General features: G+C 34.7%; 18 protein-coding genes. 5 read left to right on the top strand and 13 right to left on the bottom strand.

Annotated features, from left to right (window positions below; genetic code table 11):
• Window positions 1-108: 108 nt before the first annotated feature.
• Window positions 109-570, top strand: coding sequence for a YkyB family protein (locus MKX39_RS05105; RefSeq protein WP_340768638.1), 462 nt, complete (start codon window positions 109-111; stop codon window positions 568-570).
• 85 nt (window positions 571-655) lie between these two features.
• Here the strand turns inward: MKX39_RS05105 and MKX39_RS05100 are convergent, their stop codons facing one another.
• The 7 genes from MKX39_RS05100 to MKX39_RS05070 all read right to left on the bottom strand — a co-directional run bounded on the left by MKX39_RS05100 (window position 656) and on the right by MKX39_RS05070 (window position 6,451).
• Window positions 656-1,561, bottom strand: coding sequence for a chemotaxis protein (locus MKX39_RS05100; protein WP_340768636.1), 906 nt, complete (start codon window positions 1,559-1,561; stop codon window positions 656-658).
• Between the two features lie 65 nt (window positions 1,562-1,626).
• Complete coding sequence (locus tag MKX39_RS05095; RefSeq protein WP_340768634.1) at window positions 1,627-2,496, bottom strand: NAD(P)-dependent oxidoreductase; 870 nt, start codon at window positions 2,494-2,496, stop codon at window positions 1,627-1,629.
• A 142-nt stretch (window positions 2,497-2,638) separates the two neighbouring features.
• Complete coding sequence (locus MKX39_RS05090; RefSeq protein WP_340768632.1) at window positions 2,639-3,883, bottom strand: hypothetical protein; 1,245 nt, start codon at window positions 3,881-3,883, stop codon at window positions 2,639-2,641.
• Window positions 3,876-5,036 carry a DUF58 domain-containing protein gene (locus MKX39_RS05085; protein WP_340768631.1) on the bottom strand — a complete coding sequence of 387 codons (1,161 nt, stop codon included), beginning with the start codon at window positions 5,034-5,036 and terminating at the stop codon, window positions 3,876-3,878. Before MKX39_RS05085 ends, MKX39_RS05090 begins: the two co-directional genes overlap by 8 nt.
• A complete protein-coding gene (locus MKX39_RS05080; RefSeq protein ID WP_093535499.1) occupies window positions 5,033-5,971 on the bottom strand; it encodes an AAA family ATPase in 939 nt (312 codons plus the stop codon). The genes MKX39_RS05085 and MKX39_RS05080 overlap by 4 nt, the downstream gene beginning before the upstream one ends.
• A gap of 17 nt (window positions 5,972-5,988) precedes the next feature.
• Entirely contained in the window at window positions 5,989-6,165 is a 177-nt protein-coding gene (locus tag MKX39_RS05075; RefSeq protein WP_340761813.1) for an aspartyl-phosphate phosphatase Spo0E family protein, read from the bottom strand.
• 94 nt (window positions 6,166-6,259) lie between these two features.
• Complete coding sequence (locus tag MKX39_RS05070; RefSeq protein WP_340761812.1) at window positions 6,260-6,451, bottom strand: hypothetical protein; 192 nt, start codon at window positions 6,449-6,451, stop codon at window positions 6,260-6,262.
• Between the two features lie 112 nt (window positions 6,452-6,563).
• On the opposite strand from MKX39_RS05070, the gene MKX39_RS05065 reads away from it, so the two are divergent.
• The 3 genes from MKX39_RS05065 (at window position 6,564) to MKX39_RS05055 (ending at window position 8,177) form a co-directional block, all read left to right on the top strand.
• Window positions 6,564-6,752, top strand: a complete 189-nt coding sequence (locus MKX39_RS05065; protein ID WP_093535505.1) for a YkvS family protein — start codon at window positions 6,564-6,566, stop codon at window positions 6,750-6,752.
• A 60-nt stretch (window positions 6,753-6,812) separates the two neighbouring features.
• A complete protein-coding gene (locus MKX39_RS05060; protein ID WP_340761810.1) occupies window positions 6,813-7,424 on the top strand; it encodes a CPBP family intramembrane glutamic endopeptidase in 612 nt (203 codons plus the stop codon).
• A 147-nt stretch (window positions 7,425-7,571) separates the two neighbouring features.
• Window positions 7,572-8,177, top strand: coding sequence for a hypothetical protein (locus MKX39_RS05055; RefSeq protein ID WP_340768629.1), 606 nt, complete (start codon window positions 7,572-7,574; stop codon window positions 8,175-8,177).
• 219 nt (window positions 8,178-8,396) lie between these two features.
• Here the strand turns inward: MKX39_RS05055 and MKX39_RS05050 are convergent, their stop codons facing one another.
• Window positions 8,397-8,843, bottom strand: a complete 447-nt coding sequence (locus MKX39_RS05050) for a MarR family winged helix-turn-helix transcriptional regulator (RefSeq protein WP_340768628.1) — start codon at window positions 8,841-8,843, stop codon at window positions 8,397-8,399.
• Between the two features lie 75 nt (window positions 8,844-8,918).
• Complete coding sequence (locus MKX39_RS05045) at window positions 8,919-9,974, bottom strand: ATP-binding protein (RefSeq protein WP_340768627.1); 1,056 nt, start codon at window positions 9,972-9,974, stop codon at window positions 8,919-8,921.
• A 185-nt stretch (window positions 9,975-10,159) separates the two neighbouring features.
• On the opposite strand from MKX39_RS05045, the gene MKX39_RS05040 reads away from it, so the two are divergent.
• Window positions 10,160-11,896 carry a B12-binding domain-containing radical SAM protein gene (locus MKX39_RS05040; RefSeq protein WP_340768626.1) on the top strand — a complete coding sequence of 579 codons (1,737 nt, stop codon included), beginning with the start codon at window positions 10,160-10,162 and terminating at the stop codon, window positions 11,894-11,896.
• Window positions 11,897-11,963: 67 nt separating this feature from the next.
• Here MKX39_RS05040 and MKX39_RS05035 read toward each other — a convergent pair whose 3' ends face one another.
• The 4 genes from MKX39_RS05035 to MKX39_RS05020 form a co-directional block, all read right to left on the bottom strand.
• Window positions 11,964-13,316 (bottom strand): TrkH family potassium uptake protein, encoded by a 1,353-nt coding sequence (locus MKX39_RS05035; RefSeq protein WP_340768625.1) that lies wholly within the window; start codon window positions 13,314-13,316, stop codon window positions 11,964-11,966.
• Between the two features lie 101 nt (window positions 13,317-13,417).
• Window positions 13,418-14,188 carry a TerC family protein gene (locus MKX39_RS05030; protein WP_093535520.1) on the bottom strand — a complete coding sequence of 257 codons (771 nt, stop codon included), beginning with the start codon at window positions 14,186-14,188 and terminating at the stop codon, window positions 13,418-13,420.
• A 301-nt stretch (window positions 14,189-14,489) separates the two neighbouring features.
• Window positions 14,490-15,578 (bottom strand): SDR family oxidoreductase, encoded by a 1,089-nt coding sequence (locus tag MKX39_RS05025; RefSeq protein WP_340768624.1) that lies wholly within the window; start codon window positions 15,576-15,578, stop codon window positions 14,490-14,492.
• 65 nt (window positions 15,579-15,643) lie between these two features.
• Window positions 15,644-18,709 carry an efflux RND transporter permease subunit gene (locus tag MKX39_RS05020; RefSeq protein ID WP_340768623.1) on the bottom strand — a complete coding sequence of 1,022 codons (3,066 nt, stop codon included), beginning with the start codon at window positions 18,707-18,709 and terminating at the stop codon, window positions 15,644-15,646.
• Between the last annotated feature and the right edge of the window lie 239 nt (window positions 18,710-18,948).

Genomic DNA, 18,948 nt, shown 5'->3' with positions numbered 1-18,948 from the left:
GATAATTATTCAAATATATTTATTTTTCACTATTCTTTTGGTTTGTGTACACAATTAACTACAAAATTGGTATGATATAATTATGGAGCAACTTTCGAGGAGGATTATATGTCCGTTATATTTGATGAAAAAAACATAGCAACAGCAATTTATACTGTTAATCGTCATGCGAAAACAGCAATAGACAACAAACCGCTATACGAATTAAAAAAGTTAACGATTGAAAAGTTAATAGCTGAAAATAAAGCAAAAAAAGTTGGTCTTCATTTCGTACGAAACCCTAAAAATAGTCAACAACAATCCTCTGTCTTAATCCAGTATGCCGACTACTATTTTCATATGATTCCGGTAAAAGAAGATTTTAAGAACCTCCCCCACCTTGGGCATTTAGACGACTCATATCGAAACCCAATTAGAAAGATGAATTTAAAAATGGCTAAACAGTTACTTACCGATTATATTGGTCCTCAACTTATTGTAAAAAAGACTTCAAAGCAACCTGTTGTTTGTACTAAGTCTTACATGAAAGAAAACTATAAACGTACCATGAAATCCTATTTAGACAGGTAAGAAATTATATACAAAAAAAACTAGCAGGAAGAAACTAATCCCCTTGCTAGTTTTTTTGAGTTATTCAATATAAACCTAGACGAACCTACAAAATAAATTTGTCGATTTTCAAGACCAGCTCAGCTATTTCTGGTTTACTAATTTGGTCCTCTGCTCCGACTTGGTCTCCTTTATGACGAAGATCATCCGTAATTAAACTGGAGAAAATAAGTACAGGCAACTTGGATAAAATAGTATGCTCTTTTATCTTTTTAGTCAATGTATGACCATCCATCTGAGGCATTTCGATATCTGTTACAACGATTTGTACATGCTCAGCAATATCATTCGTCACTTTAGTTAGTTGGTCTAAATAGTTAATAGCATCTAATCCGTTCTCAAAAAATTCTAGGTTTGCGTAACCTGCTTCCGTCAAAGTGTCATGTAATAGTTTACGAAGTAAAGGGGAGTCCTCTGCTATTACAATTTTTTTATCTGATCGCTCACGTTTACCAAGTTTTTTCACAGACTCCACACTAATACCTGATTCTGGATTAATATCGACAATAATTTTCTCGAAATCTATTAATAGAATCATTTCTTCTTGTCTTTTAATAACTCCAATAACATGGGAAGAGCTACCTTGATAAATATCTGATGGTTTTTCAATTTGATCCCAAGAGATACGATGAATTTGCGTGACATTATCTACATGGAAAACGACACGTTGTTTATTGAACTCTGCTACTATAAATTTTTCTTGATCACTCTTGTTTTGAACAGGAATTCCTAAGACTCGGTTCATGCTTACTACAGGCAATACCTCTCCGCGAAGTTGAACAATCCCTTCCACATGGGGGTGCGCGTGTGGAATAAATGTAATGCCAATAGGCTGAATTATTTCTTTAACTTTAATCACATTTATACCAAATTTATTTTGTCCAACCTGAAATTCCACGATTTCTAATTCATTTGTGCCACTTTCAAGTAATATTCCTTTTTGGTCGCTCACGATAATTCGCCTACCTTCATAATATGTACAGTTATTATAACATGTAGTAGTAAATAATTACTATATTATTTGTACATATTTATTAGGGCTTGTGTACCATTTTCGGAATACCCGTCTTCCATTAGTTCCTCATATAAGGATTTGGCAAGTGCTAAACCTGGTAATCGAAGACCCATTTTATCCGCCTCTTCTAAAGCAATTTTCATGTCTTTCACAAAGTGCTTAATATAGAAGCCAGGCTCATTATTTCCTGCTATCATTCTTGGGGCCAAATTACTAAGTGACCATGATCCTGCTGCTCCTGTTGAAATGGAGCGTAAAACTTGGTCTAAGTCTAAGCCAGCCTTTCTTCCATAAGCTAATGCCTCACAAACACCAATCATACCTGTAGCGATAGTTATTTGGTTACACATTTTAGTATGCTGACCAGCACCAGCTGCCCCTTGGTATAAAATCGTTTCTCCAAATAGACTTAGAATAGGAAGTGCTTGTTCAAATGTCGATTTTTCCCCACCACACATAATAGAAAGCTTTCCTAGCTGTGCACCAATATCTCCTCCAGAAACAGGGGCATCTAACGATAGCATCCCTTTCTCTTTTGCTTTTTCTTCAATTTTCTTAGCTAAGGTTGGTGTCGAAGTTGTCATATCTATCACAATTAGATTGACATTGTCTATTTGAAAAATACCATTATCGCCAAAATACACTTCCTCCACATCGTGTGGATAGCCAACCATAGTGAATAATATCTCTACTTTCTTTGCAACCTCGCTAGGGGAAGAAACCCATACTGCTCCTTCTTTGACTAAATCAGCTGCCTTCTCTTTTGTTCTTGTATAAATCGTTACTTCATGATGATCATTCAATAGATGCTTTACTAAACTTTTCCCCATTACACCTGTACCAATAAAACCAACACTAAATTTTTTTGACATAGTTAATCCCCCATTTATATTTTTTAATACATTAAGTGTACCAAAAAAAGAGGACCATCCATATAACTTTTGGATGATCCTTAAAAAGGGGGAAATGAGAATGTTGCTGTGTTCTTTATTATTATGCCCCGCTCTATATTTTTTAAACATCTTTTTCAAAAAAAAATTCTTTTTTTATTGTTTCCAGGTTTGTTTGAAAAAGTTGGGCCTTCTCTGAAGAAATCATTTGGCCCCCGTATCTTACTTCTTCGTATACTTGAAAGAACTCGTCCTGCACGACCCATTCCATTCGTCGGAACCAATCACGAACTGTCTCACTTTTAGCCCGGTTATAAGTATAGAACGAAGCCTCTACTTCAAATTGTTGATACTTCTCTCTTAATAGAGACGTATCCACTTTATACAGGGATTGCTGACCAATGTGTTCATGCTCTTCTTTTTGATCTTCTAATTCTTTATTCAAATAATGAATTACACTTGGCTCTGCAATTAGCTCATCTGGTTTGTTTTTCATTAGAAATCGAAGGAAAAGTACAATCGCCAGGATAGCTAAAACAATGAAGATTAGTTCAAATGGAAATGCTCCTCCTAAAGTTTCGGATACAACTTCTTGTGGTTCAAGTTCCGTTTGCTCTTCTGATGGGATACGTTCCATTTCTTCCGGAATTTTTATTTCTAACTTATTTAATAACTTGTCTAGATATTCCAATAGAGGGACAAATGGAATGATAGCTATAGTCATCACCTTACCTAGCAGAAAACCGAACCCAGTTCTTAACAATGGTATTGTAAAATAAACCAACATTGATAAACCAACTACAAATACTAATCCGATAGAAAATCCACCTGCTACGTGAGCCAAGGAAGCTGAATTTTGTTTATTTGTGCTTATCCACACTGCATATAGTCTCGTTGCACCTTGGATCACAATACCTAAAATGACGATGCTATATAAAGGAAAAATATAGTCCTCAATCCCAATGATTAAGCAAATAAAATGAACTACTAAAAATACTAGGAAGAAACTCAAATGATAATTACTTTCTACTGACTGTTCATCTTGAATTTTATTAAATCGTATTTGTAGGCGCCATATAGATATTCCCGTACCAATTATGTATAACCAGAGTGGGCTATTAAAAAGAAATAGTATTAGTAAAACACTCATAGGAACTATATACGGAATTATTGGCCTTGGACCAGTTTTACTCATGATTATTTGCACGCAGCTAACAATGAAAACCTGAAGTATGATCCATAAAAAAGGTAACACAATATTCGTTTCCTGATGAAAAATAACGGACACTAAGGCAATTATCCATATATCTTGTATGTATTTGCCCAGGGACTCCGCTTGAACCATTTTCGAACTAAGCACTTCATTCATTAGATATGCCCCCTACCTTTGTAGACGCCATTAATATTACATTCGTGCTCTGCTCCCATCGATGGAGCCACAATGTAAAATTATCTACATGAGGCGTCATTACATACGTAACCACTGGTAACTCCTCATGTATATCTATGTATGCTAGTAATTTATCAAAAGGAATAATACTATTAGCTATCGATAGGATGGAAAGCAATTCCATTGCTTGGATACGATGCGAATCCCCACTACCAAGTGGTAGATGTACAAAAGGAACTTTTCCTGTTGCTCGGATATTTATAGCAAATGAGAAAGGGATCTCTTCTCTGTAGCAAGCATCTATGTAGGAAGCTAGCCATTCTATTTTTTCTTCAAAATCAGAAAGAACGCTGTATCTTTCCCCAACATTAACAACAAATAGAGCAGACACATTGGCCACACGTGTAAAAACTTTTGTTTGTAATTGTCCCGTCTTTGCACTAGCCTTCCAATGTATATGATGAAATTGATCGCCAGGCTCGTATTCCCGTGTACCTACAGGGAAGAAAGGATCATCAAACAAAGAAGCATTCAAAGGTAAGTCACCTTGCTTCAATTTAGATGGTGGAAAATTAGTCTTCACTTCATTTATAGTAGGAAAAACAATAGCATCCATTAATATAAACGGCTTGTACTCTAGTAATATAGATCCTTCTGTTAATGGATGAGGTATCAGTACTTCGAGCTGTCTAATTCTAGCAAGGCCTCTGGATATCCCTTTAATAGGTACCTTTAAGGAAACGGTTTTTTTATATCCTATTGAAAAAGGAATTCTAACCTCGTGAAACTCCCCTATAGTTGTATTGCCTATACCATCTGGAGCTATATTCGTTTGAAAACTAATTTTTAGAACTGCATTCCAAATTGGGAGTCCTTTGTTGTGAAAAGTCAATGTAAAATTAGAGGAAGTGTTTTTCATTAAGCGTATTCTTTTTTTTTCATTTACAAATTCGAACCTTTTTCCAACTCGGTGATAATAAATTATTTGTAACAGTGCTACTATCAATAAAAATGAAATAATTGTTACTAAAATATACTGCTTAAATAGAAAGCAGAGAATAAGAGAAAATACTAGAACATCTATATACATTCTAGTATTCTTCATGCCTGCACCATGACGATTCCAATTCATCGCACATTAGCCTCCACTGGTGCTTCCACCTCTTCAACTATTGTTGTTAAAATCTCTGCTAAATTATGAATTAGCATTCCTTGAGGTGATAACTTCATGCGGTGAAGACATACTGGTTCGATAACACTCTTCACATCATCCGGTGTTACAAATGTTCTGTTGTTCACAAATGCATATGCCTTCGCTGCTTGGAGAATAGCCAGAGAAGCACGGCTACTAAGTCCAAGTTCTATGTACGGATGATTCCTTGTACTATGCACAATTTGAATAATATAGGTCATGATATCCTCATGCACGGTTATTTCTTTCACTTGTTCAGACCACATCTCGATCTGATCCAAAGATACGATTTTCTCTATATTTACTTTTCCTGGAGTGCGACCAAATTGTTTTAGAATAGTTTTTTCTTCATCCTTTGAAGGATAATCTATCGCCAATTTAAACAAAAACCGATCTAACTGCGCTGCTGGCAATGGAAAAGTTCCTTGTTGGGATTCGACAGGATTTTGTGTGGCAATTACCATAAATGGTTTTAACAGAGGAATTGTTTCCCCATCTATTGAGACCTGCTTTTCTTCCATTGCTTCTAACAAACTAGACTGGGTTCGAGGAGTAGCACGATTAATCTCATCAGCTAGTAATATATTACTCATTATTGGTCCTACGCGAAGAACAAATTCTTGTTTTTGCGGATGAAAATAACTAATACCTGTAACATCTGAAGGTAATACATCTGGAGTAAACTGTAGACGCTTAAATTCACCATGAATAGCTTCTGCAAAAGCTTTAGCCATCATTGTTTTACCGGAGCCAGGAACACTTTCCAATAGTACATGACCCTGCACTAACAACCCCATTAACATAAATTTAATTTCTGTTTCTCTCCCAATGATAGCTTTGTTCAGTTCTTGTTGTAATAATGATATATTACTCAATCTACTCTCTCCCCCTATTATCCTTCTATTTTTGTTTCTATATCACTCATATCAGTATATTGGAAATCATTTAATAATTGATCTAATTCTTCACTTAACTTAATCGTTTCATTGTTTAAGATTCCTTTTTCTATCGCGCACTTTATCATTTTTTCTCTTGTAACTTCTAATTGATTTGACCTTGTTTCTGACATACTGAATCGCCCCTTTTAAAAATGTATATTCTTTAAAGTATACCTATTTTTGAAAAGCGCTAAACCAATAAACGGACGACAATTAATGACATCCTTAACTTCTAGCTACATCTAAATAAGTGTATACTACCTGCCCACCTTGTTTTGCATTACCAGAAAAGTGTTTAAAATCCTCTCGCAAAACTAATTCTTTTCTAAAAGCTAGAAATTCATTTTTTTCGATGACTATTTCTTTAAGATCTCTATTTTTAAGCATATTAAGTTTTTCTTCATATGATTCATGCATATATCTCATTCCTTTCACAAATATTTTAAGATTTTCAGTGAAAATACTTTACGTACTCCTTATTTTAAGGCAAACTGTATTATATTACGTTCTTAAGGGGATGGGGCACTCTATGAAAATAGCTGAAGTTGGGAATATTATTGAATTCAAAGATGGTCTTCAAGGCATTGTAGAGAAAGTCAATGAAAATTCTGTAATCGTTAACTTAACTTATATGGAGAACTTTAACGAGCTTGAGGCAGAAGAAAAGACAGTAATAAATCATAAGCGTTATAAAATATTATATAGTAATGAAGATTAAACGTCATGCCGTTCCTCTCAAAAGATGGACGGTTTTTTAAATATAAGAAGGATGTGTATTATGTTTCGTCAATTATCCATTTATCAGTTAGTATTTTCACTATTTCTTGCTTACTTTTTGTCCTGGATTACTTTTTCGAATGAAGAAGTTTTTTGGTACTTTTATACGTTTTCTGTGTTTTTCCTAATGGCAGCTTTTTTCTACTTCTCCAAAATGGAAGAAGACAACAATTCAGTTCGCTTAATTTTTCTTGGAGTTATGTTCGGGATATTTGCTTATGCAGGCATTCAAGTATCATACTTATTAATCGACATGGGACCAGCTAGTTGGACAAATAGTATAGATAAATTTCTAAATCATTTTGGACCATCCGCTATCTGGCATTATCTCCTGTTAGTATTCATCATCGCTCCTGGGGAAGAGGTATTTTGGAGAGGACTAATCCAACAAAAATTAAAAAAATTTATGAAGCCTAAATATGCTGTTGTGTTAAGTTCGTTACTATTTGGATTGTCGTTCATTTTCACTGGTTTTTGGATAGGTATATTAGGAGGATTTTTCGTAGGGATCATCTTTGGTATACTATATGAGTGGAAACGTAGTATTACTGCAATTGTTCTCGCCCATATCACATTGCTTGTTCTATTGTTTTTAATATTACCCATCACTTGAAACATATGAAAAACCTTTTCGTCAATATGTGCGAGTACTTTGTTAGCCAACAATCGCTGAGATTCTGTAGCAACTTGAGATGCTGAATTTGGACAAGTATTGAATGAAAAGCAAAGACTTTATTTTATAAAAGGGAGCTGAATAAGGATGAAAAAAATTTATACGCTACTTTCTATGCTATTACTAACAGTAATTCTCACAGCTTGTGGGACAAGTACATCAACCGAGAAACAGGATAGTAATACACAAGAAACTGAAAATACGGAAGTAACGGAAAATAGTGAGGTTGATACAACACAAGCTGCTTCACCTGAGAAAGAATTAGAAGGGACCTCAACGGAAAGTGATAGTAATAACTATTCCATCACTGTGTTGGAGGGCTATGAGTTAACTGCTGAAGAACCAAATAAAGACCTATTATTTAACCAAGAAAACGATTTACAATCTATGCGTATTGAAACTTTCTCGGCAGAGGAAATTACTCTTGAAGAAATTCAAGAGAATATAATGGCTTCATTGCAAGCATCCAATGAATCTTCTACTGTTACAGAAATTACGGACGACAATATGATTCCTACACATGATTCTATCAAAAATGTTTCCGCTCATCAGATCGATACAACTGATGGCAAAGTTTCTGGATATGTATTTGAACGTGATGGATTGCTCGTTAAGTTAACTGTTTTTGACACAGCTGCTACACCTGCACTTGAGAAATTTGTACAAATGGCTGAAACAATTAAATCTAAATAATTACAGTACTCGCTATATTATTAACCGACTAATTATTGAAGGAGTGGTCATGACTAACGTCATGACCACTCCTTCTTTTTTTAATATCTTTTTAAAACAGGCTAGTATTTTTCTTGAAAACTAGAGCGTGATCCATTCGAAGATTCAAATTTCACTCACTATCTCTTTCGGTAAAAAACAAAAACCCCGCTCACATTGCAAGGTTCAAAGGATAAAATATTAATATGATAAGTTTTTAATTGATAAACCTAACTTTTTTGTAAGTTCAATGACTTCCTGCTTTTCATCTTCGGATAATGCACCCATAAGACTTACTAATTGTTCCTCATGGCGCGGAAATAGTTCATCCATAAACAACGTACCTTCTTCGGATATTTCTGCATATGTTACACGTCTATCCGTAGGACTCGATACTCTTTTAACATACCCTCGTCCTTCTAATTTATCAACTACATACGTAATAGAACCACTTGCCAACAAAATTTTGTTACCAATTTGCTGAAGGGGTTGTTTACCTTTATGATATAAAAGCTCTAGTACAGCAAATTCGGTTGGATTTAAACCATTTTCTTGAAAAAACTGATTCGTACATTCATGGATTACTTTATGGGCACGAGATAATACTATGAATAGTTTTAATGCACTGTTTGACTGTTCAGCTGTCATATTTCGTCATCCTCACCTATATAAAATACATTACCCACTATTATATAGGTCTAAGCTTTGAAATGTCAAAAAGCTTTATAAACTATTATTTAATGGAAGGACAAATTCAAAAGTAGTACCTTGTTCTACTACACTACTAACTTCTATATTTCCACCATGCTCTTCAATTACTTTGTAAACATGTGAGAGCCCTAGACCTGTCCCGGTTGATTTAGTAGTGAAAAAAGGTTGAAAAATTTTATTGATATGTTCATCATCAATGCCTTGTCCTTCATCACAGACAGAAATACTAACAAACTTCCCTATCTTATAAGAAATATAAATATTAATATTTCCCCCATCAGGCATTGCTTCCATTCCATTTTTAATAGCGTTTACAAATACCTGCTTAAGTAGCTGACTATCGCCAATTACCTGACACTCTCCGTTTGTTTGACTAGTAACATGAAGGTTGATTGATTTTAGTAATGCTTGGGGACCCATAAAGCTCACTACTTCTAGTATTATCTCTTCAATATTTATGACAGTAAACTTAGATTTACTTGGTTTGGAGAGTTCTAAAAATTGTGTAAGTATTTCTTCCATTTTATTGATTTCTTCATTAATTACAGTTAAGTAACGCTTCGCATCATCCGTTGCATTTTGAGTTAATAATTGAGTAAAACCTTTCAAAGATGTCATAGGATTTCGAATTTCATGTGCTATTCCTGCTGCTAATTGGCCTAATGTTCGCAGTGATTCCGATTGATCCAATCTTTTCTTCATATATATTTTTTCCGATTCATCACTAATTTCTAATAAATATAAATCACTATCACTTTGTTTAGAAATTACTACATGTACATATTTATATTCACCAACGATCGGTTGGTATTCCATATGATTTTCCAAATATCCTTCTTTTTTAAGTTTTTTTACTAAGAACTTTTTCTCCTCATCACTTACACTAAACATCTCACATAAATCATTAGCATGATTACCAACATAGTCATCTTTGTTGATGTCTAGAATTTTTTCGGCATATGAATTCATATCTAATAATATCCCTTTGTCATTAATAAATATAAGTCCACTCGAGAAAAGCTCGAATATATTCCCTAAATTTTCTTTATATTCATATTTTGTTAACAAGAAAACACCCGCCTTTTCGGATTATTTCCACCACAAGATTGAAAAACAGAGATTTTATTTATACATGATTATTTATTCTGATTATTCCACAATGACGGACAGATTGACATAATTCTTTTGACCTATATTGTCGACAGTAGTAATGACTGATACAATAGAAATACTAATAAAGGAGTTTATGAACAATGAATATTATATTAACTACATTGAATGCTAAGTTTATACATACAAACTTGGCACTACGCTGTTTAAAAGCATATGCTGAACCCGAGTATCACCCCTTAATAGTTGAATATACCATTAAAGATCCAACGTTTAATATTGTGGCAGACCTTTATCAAAAGAAGCCTAATGTAGTTGGTTTTAGCTGTTATATTTGGAACATTGAAGAAACAATAAAAGTTATTAAAATGCTAAAAACTGTGGACCCATCTGTTGTTGTCGTTTTAGGTGGTCCTGAAGTTTCTTATGATACTAATGTCTGGCTTCGACAAATTAGAGAAATAGATTACGTAGTTGTCGGTGAAGGAGAACAGTCCTTTAAAGATTTACTAAATTATTTATCAGATAAACAAACTATAAAAGATGTTCCTGGTTTAGCTTATGTTCGAGATGACAAATTTATACTTAATCCGCTACCTCCAAAACTCGATTTAAGATTATCTCCCTCCCCCTATCGTTTTGTAGAAGATCTACCTGATTTGTCGAAACGTATTGTCTATGTAGAAACAAGTAGAGGGTGCCCCTTCTCTTGTCAATTTTGCTTATCTTCTATAGAAGTTGGGGTTCGATATTTTAACCGTGACAAAGTCAAAGAGGATATTCGTTATTTGATGGAAAATGGTGCAAGAATCATTAAATTTGTGGATCGAACATTTAATATTAGTCGAAGTTATGCGATGGAAATGTTCCAATTTTTAATTGACGAACATCAACCGGGAGTTGTTTTTCAATTCGAAATAACTGCAGATATAATGCGTCCTGAAGTAATTCAATTTTTAAACGACAATGCTCCAGCAGGATTATTCCGTTTTGAAATAGGTGTTCAATCTACAAATGATTTAACAAATGAACTTGTACAACGTCGCCAGAACTTTGAAAAGCTAAAACGTACTGTAACTATGGTTAAAAGTGGTGGAAAGATTGCCCAACATTTAGATTTGATCGCAGGTCTTCCAGAAGAAGATTATTCTTCATTTAGAAATACTTTTAATGAAGTCTTCGAAATGCGTCCGGAGGAACTTCAGTTAGGTTTTCTAAAATTACTTCGTGGAACTGGATTAAGAGTTGAAGCCCAGAAATATGGCTACGTTTATGTAGATCAAGCTCCATATGAAATATTTTCAAATAATGTGTTAACCTTCGATGATATTTTGCGTATTAAACAAGTAGAAGATGTTCTGGAGAAGTATTGGAATGCTCACCGGATGGACCGCACATTAGAGTATTTATTCGAATATGTATTTGAATCTCCTTTCGATTTCTTCCAACAGTTCGGTACATTCTGGGAAGAGCGTAACTGGTCTAGAATCGGTCATCAATTGGAGGATTTATATACTAGACTTTATACGTTCTTGGAAGGACTAGATCATATATCGTTGCCTACTATTCGAAGTGTCATGAAATTAGATTATTTATCTAACCAAAAGTTTCAACCTCGTAAGCCTTGGTGGAATAATGACCTTAGTAAGGAAGAACAATCCAAGATGTATAAATTATTGCTAGATAACCCAGAGCTTGCTGGAGAGTCCTTTACAACGCTTCAGCTGAATGAAAGAGAATTATACAAACAAACTTTCATCACACCAGTTTCTATTGATGTAGATGCATTTATGCAAGGATCTATAGAAGAAAAAGAAGGATATCTACTGACTACCTTTGGTAAATCAGAGTTTCCTCACTTATCATTTGTGCACAAATAATATAGAGCCTTTCTTATTTTTCTAAAATAAAACGAGCTATCCGTAAAGGAATAGCTCGTTTTTTCATTCACCCAATAATTACACGTTCTTTCGGATAATGATACTTTGTTTTGTTATGCTTACCTCCTAATGTGAATAAAAAGGAGATTAATCCAACTCTACCTATGAACATCAGAATCATAATAATAACCTTTCCAATATTCGACAAATCCCCTGTAATACCTAGACTCATACCACAAGTTCCAAAAGCAGAAGTAATTTCAAATATTAAGGAGGAAATTGGAACTCCAGGCTCCGTTACAGTCAGAAGTATGGTAGCAGTGAAAACCATTACTAAAGCTAGAATAATAACAGCATACGAGCGATACACATCTATTAAGTGAATCTCCCGACCAAAAATTTGGATATTCTCTTTGCCCCTTGAAAAATGGATTAAAAATAGAAGCGCAATAGCGAAAGTTGTAGTACGAATTCCGCCTCCAACAGAACTAGGTGAAGCACCAATGAACATTAAAACACTCATCAAAAAATTGGTCCCTTCGCTAAATATAGTAACGTCTATCGTCGTTAGTCCTGCTGACCGCGTGGAAATTGAATGAAAAAATGCAGTAAAAAACTTCTCGTGCCACGGCATACTTTTAAATGAATTAAAAAATTCTAATATAAAAATCATAACAGTTCCAAATAGCAACAATGCTCCATATGTAATAGTCGTTAACTTCGTAAACAAAGAAAAGCGGAAATTCTTATTTTTGTTCGATAAAAACTCTTTTACCTCAATTAAAACTGGAAACCCTATCGCTCCAAAAACGATTAATATTCCTGTAATCGTTTGAACAAAATAATCATTATGATATGCATATAATGATTGCCCAGTAATATCAAACCCAGCATTAGTTGTTGCGGATACAGATGTGAATATCCCATGAATTGCTGCCTGTTTTATCGTATCAAAATACTGTGTAAAATAGACAGTTAATAGCGCTGCGCCAATAGTTTGGACAAGCAAGAGAATTTTAACAATCTCTTTTATTAGATGAACGACGCCTGATAAGTTAGATTGATTGTGATCAACCATTATTAACTGCCTTTCACGTAAACCAATCTTCTTCCCAGCTATTAACCAGACAAAAGTCCCTAGTGACATAATTCCAATTCCACCAAGTTGTAAAATAAGAATAATCATGAAATAACCAAAGACACTATATGTATCCAAAATACTGACTGCAGTCAAACCAGTAACAGAGACTGCGCTCACTGCCGTGAACAAACTATCAATGAATGCGACTTCTACACCAGGTTTATGCACTCCTGGAAGAGAAAGAAGAACTACTGAAATAGCTATAGCAATAAAATAATACGTAACAATTACTTGAGCAGGTGTAAATTTTAATCTCTTTTTAAGTTGTGGCTGCTTCATTATTTTATTTCCTTTCAACATTTCGAGTAATCATTATCTCATTGTAAAAAAAAAAAGCGTAAAAAGATAGCTAAAACTATCTTTTTACGCTTTTACTCTAATTATTTTGCTTCTTTTTTCTGTTTTGCAACACCTAAAAGGTATCCACCAATAGCAATCGCAAGTAATACAATCCAGAAAGTTAACTTCCATGGAGTAGAATGTGGGAAATGCTCATCTAACACGCCAACGTTTGGATGTGATAAAGTCATAACAGTAAGTTTAACCCCAACCCATCCTACGATTAAGAATGCAGCTGTTTCTAATGTAGGCATCTTCTCTAGTAATTGTACGAATTTATGTGCAGCAAATCGCATAATTATTAGACCAATGATTCCGCCTAGGAACATAACTGCGAATTGCCCTCCATTAATACCACCAATTTCATAAGTTCCCCAATATGGTAATGTTACTGCTATTGCAACTGCAGCTAGCATAGAGTCAATAGCAAATGCTATATCTGCTAACTCTACTTTTAATACAGTCATCCAGAAACCGGATCCTTTTTTAGGCTCCATTCCTTCCACATCTATATGTGGTCCAGGGCTTTTACGTTGATCATAAATATGTTTTATAGATATGAATAACAAGTATGCCGCTCCTAATGCTTGAACCTGCCAAATATTCACCAAGAAAGTAATCATGAATAACGCTAAAAATCTAAATACAAAAGCACCTAGTAAACCGTAAAACAATGCTTTTTTCTGTTGCGCCTTCGGTAAATGTTTTACCATTACAGCCATTACGACTGCATTATCGGCTGCTAATAATCCTTCTAAACCAACTAGAACTAATAACACCCAACCGTATTCCAATAATATTGCCGTGTCCATAAAAAAATCCTCCTTTTTTGCATATAAAAAGACCCATGCCTTAAAAAGGCAAAGGTCTTGCTAAGCAAAAATATTATAATTGCTATCATAACCGGTGGCATAACCACGTAATGACGACTATGAAATAGGTTTCCCTATAGCTACTCCCCTTTGACGTTAGTCAAAAGTTTATTTAATTATGTTCTAATTATACCATTATTCTTCCTCTTGTAAACTAATAACTACTATATGCTACATTAACGATTCGTATGATTATCACTTTTAATCTGCTAAAACGTCTTAAATAAATGAGGGCTCAAGTTCACTTTATCGGAATATGAAAAGAAGTGTCATTCTTATGCTTATTATAGAATGCTATCATTGTCGGTACCGTTTGAATGAAGTCTGGACATGTAATATCTCCTTTGGTAAGAATACTTTCAGCATTTGTCGTATCAAATGTGGCATTCCATGTTAGATAATCTAATGTTTCTTTTTCAACTTGTAAGAATTTCCTAACTGGAGACAAAGCAACTGCGGTTTTCGCAATTGGTAGCGGGAGCCTTCCTTTAGGATACTTTCCTGTAAGTTCTTTTACGAATGCTCTATATACCTCTTCCACTGGATAAGGATTGGGATCAGTTAAATGAAGCGTTTTACCAATGGCTTCTTCGCTATGTGAACAATAGATGGCTGCTTTCGTTATGTAATCACTTGGAACTACGTTTATACATGCAGTGGATTTACCTAAATAAGGGAGAAAAGGAAGCTTTCTTAGATTAGAAATCATATTTACAAAGAAGTATGGACCATCAAATTTAATCGTTTCTCCAGTTTCTGAGTGGCCTCTTACTATTCCCGGTCGAATAATTGTAACGGGTATTGTTTCCTTTAACTTTTCAACAAGTAATTCAGCCTCATATTTTGTTTCTTCGTAATGGTTTTTAAATCCTGCTGGACGAATTAATTCTGTTTCTAATAATTTCCCTTCTCTCAAACCTGCAACATAAGCCGTACTAAAATATGTATATCGCTTTAGTTTAGAGAACTGTGTAACTACTCTATTAAACATTTCTGTACCGTGAACATTTACTTTCCATGCAATTTCCTTAGGGACAGCTAAATCATATATAGCGGCAAGATGCCAAATATATTCGACTTCGTCTCGTAACTTTTCAAGTGTATTCTTAATAATCCCCGCATCCGGTAGAGTTATGTCTCCTTCTATTATTTCAATAGTTTGAGAATGGTGTTGATCTTGATAAATTTCAGCGATCATTTTTTCCGCTAAACCAGTTTGTGAAGGGAGTACAAGTACATATATTTTGGAATAAGCATCCTGCTTTCTTAACTCTTTAATAATATTCTTTGCCAAAAAGCCTGGAAATCCTGTTATTAATGCTGACGACAATAAAAACACCCCTTTTTTACAGTATACAAAAAAAGAGTCTCCAACTGAAGACTCTTTTCCTTATTTTACAGAATATTTGGATGTTTCCTTCTAGTTTCTTTATCAAATAGACTATAGATGACCGGAACTACGTATAGTGTGAGGAAAGTGGAGCTTATTAATCCCCCTATTACTGTGATTGCCATTGGCTGATTAATCTCGGTACCTTCCCCAATTCCTAAAGCTAATGGTACTAAGCCTAATATTGTCGTCAATGCTGTCATCAGTATTGGACGTACACGATCACGTACAGATGTAATAATTGCATCATATGAAGACATACCATCACTTTTACGTTGGTTAATATAATCGACCAACACAATACCATTGTTTACAACAATTCCCACCAGTATTAAAATTCCTATTATAGCAGAAATACTTATTGGTAAATTAGTCGTAAATAGTCCAATGAAAATACCTATCACCACGAGTGGAACAGTGAACATAATTACAAAAGGATATTTGAATGATTCAAACTGTGCTGCCATCACTATAAACACCAATACTACAGCAAGTATTACAGCTAATATCATATCATTCTTGGAGTTATCTAATAATTCTCGATCGCCTCCAAAAGATACGGCAATATCCTCTGTAAATTTCTGTTCCTGAATAATCTCATCGATTAAATCTGACATTTCACCTAGCGAATACGCCGACTCATATTTTACTGAAAATGAGATTGCACTAGCTTGATCGACACTTCGAATGGCTACAGGTCCTTCTGCTATATCAATTGTCGCAATTTCTTCCAGAGCAATGTACTGACCAGAAGGAGTACGTAATTGCAATTGCTTCAACTGCTCTAGATTACTTCTATACTTTTCATCAAACTTTACATACACACCTAAAACTTGATCATTTTCATCAATAATTTGAGAAGTTAATACCCCTCTCGTCATATTATTTACTGTCTGGGCTATTTGCGCAGGAGCAATTCCATAATCTATAGCATTCTCACGAATGACATTTATCTGAACTTCTTCTACTTTAGTAGTTAAATCATTTGTAACTTGGACAACTCCATCTAAGCCGGTTAAATCTTGCTGTAATTGATTCACTGCTGTGTCTAATTTTTTCTTATCGTTAGACGACACAGTAAATGACACAACATTCGGAGAAGAACCTGAAGCAGTTTGGACATTGAAATTTATCTCTGCATCAGCTCCTACAGCTTTTACCACCTTAGGTTGCACTTCATCTACAAAAGTGAAAACAGAACGATTTCTATCCTCTAATGCTTTTAATTTCACAGAAATTTCTGCTGTATTAGAATTTGCACTTCCTCTAGACTGTCCTTCTTGACTGCCTCCAACAAAGCTAACATAAACCTCGATATCCTCTTCTTTTTTAAGAATCTTTTCTACTTTCTTGACTATTTTATCAGTAGCTGCAAAAGAAGAGCCCTTTTCTAGATCTACCGCAATAGTAACAAATCCTTCATCTGTAGCGGGTAAAAATTCTGTCCCAACGCGGAATAAGCCGATAGTCGAAACTACTAAAAGAATCACAGTAATTATTAATATCATGGCACGATGACCTAAAGTCCACTTAATCGATCGTTCAAAATTACTATACGTTTTCGACCTTCTTCTTCTAGCCTCTATATTTCCTTTTGGCTTTTTCAATAATTTACTTGCCATCATCGGAATAACAGTAATGGCTACTACTAATGATGCAAACAAGCTGAAAGATATCGTAAGCGCAAATTCTGTGAATATCTGTCCAATTAGACCAGATAAAAAGAGAACTGGAACAAACACAGCTATTGTAGTCAAAGTGGAAGCAGTTATAGCACCTGCTACCTCCTTCGTTCCAATACTAGCAGCTTCTTTTGGTGTTTTTCCTAAACCTAAATGTCGTTCAATATTCTCAATAACAACAATGGAGTTATCCACAAGCATCCCTATACCAAGAGCTAATGCCCCTAACGTCATAATATTTAGAGAAAAACCAGCAAAATACATAAGAACAAACGTTACAATAACGGAATACGGAATGGCAACCCCAACTATAATAGGACTTCTTATGCCCTTTAAGAATATAAATAATATAACCATTGCCAGTAATCCACCCGTTATAAGAGTAGTTCCAATATTATTAATAGCAATTTTTACATAGTCACCTTGGTCAAAAAGTATATTGGCATTTACATTTTGAAACGCCTTTTTCTCCAATTGCTTATCTAATGCTTCTTGAAAAGATGTGGAGACATTAGCTGTATTAGCACTAGATTCTTGGAAAACTGATAGTAAAACAGCCGGTGTATCGTTGGCTCTAGTTTCCGAAAACTGCTCTGCCTTTGTTAAATCTACCGTTGCTACATCGGCAATTGTAACTGCCGTTCCATCTAACGGGTTAACTGTGACAACTAAGTTTTTAATATCATCTACAGACGTTAGTGTACTAATGATACGAGTAGTAAGTGATTTATCCTCGTTTGTTTCAACGGGATTACCTGGAAGGGAAATATTATTTACTTGAATGACTTGTACAATATCTGACTGTGTAAGTCCTTTAGCTTTTAATTTCTCTTGATCCAGTAAAATCTGCACTTCTTCCACCAAAGAACCAGATATATTAACACTTGCAACTCCTTCAGTTCTTAACAGTTCTTTCTCTAATTGCTTAGCTATTAGCTGAATATCAGTTTCAGAATTCTCCGCATTCAGTGCAAGTTGGATAACCGGGAATTGGGCAGGATCAAATTTAAGGAATCGTGGTTTGTCTGCTCCATCAGGGAGAGGAATAATATCGATACGCTGCATAACATCCATTTGAATGGCATCCATATCCGTAGACCAATCAAATTCTAGCAAGATGAAATTTGCCCCTTCTTGCGAAGTACTATTTACAGACTCAATTCCTGGCAAAGTGCTAAGTGAAGCTTCCAAAGGCTTCGTAATTTTCTCATCTACCTCAACTGGGCTTGCCCCTTGATAATTTGTAACAACTACTGCGATTGGTGGATTTAAATCTGGTATTAACGTAACAGGTATTTTAAAAAATGAAACCCCGCCCAGAATTATGATTAAGAACATTATAACAATTGTAAATACGGGTCTTTTTATAGAAAAGTCACTAATTTTCATTTTCGGGGGACCACCTTCTTATTGTGCTATTTATATCATATGCTCTACAGAAGAAGAGTTCAAATTTTTATCACATGTAAATAAAAGCCCCCATGAGATTGAACGCTATTACACGCTTTTTTCGGATAAAAATTTCACTTGGAAAGTTATTGTGCCTCGAGAACTCTTAGTCTAGTATGACAGCAATAATATATAGAGCTCCGAGAGGTATAACCACTGGAAGCGCTAGTATTTGGCTC

The sequence above is a fragment of the Psychrobacillus sp. FSL K6-1464 genome, from assembly GCF_038003145.1.
Taxonomy (GTDB): domain Bacteria; phylum Bacillota; class Bacilli; order Bacillales_A; family Planococcaceae; genus Psychrobacillus; species Psychrobacillus psychrotolerans.
The sequence above is the reverse complement of the archived record's forward strand: the minus strand, read 5'-3'. Positions and strand labels throughout refer to the sequence as shown.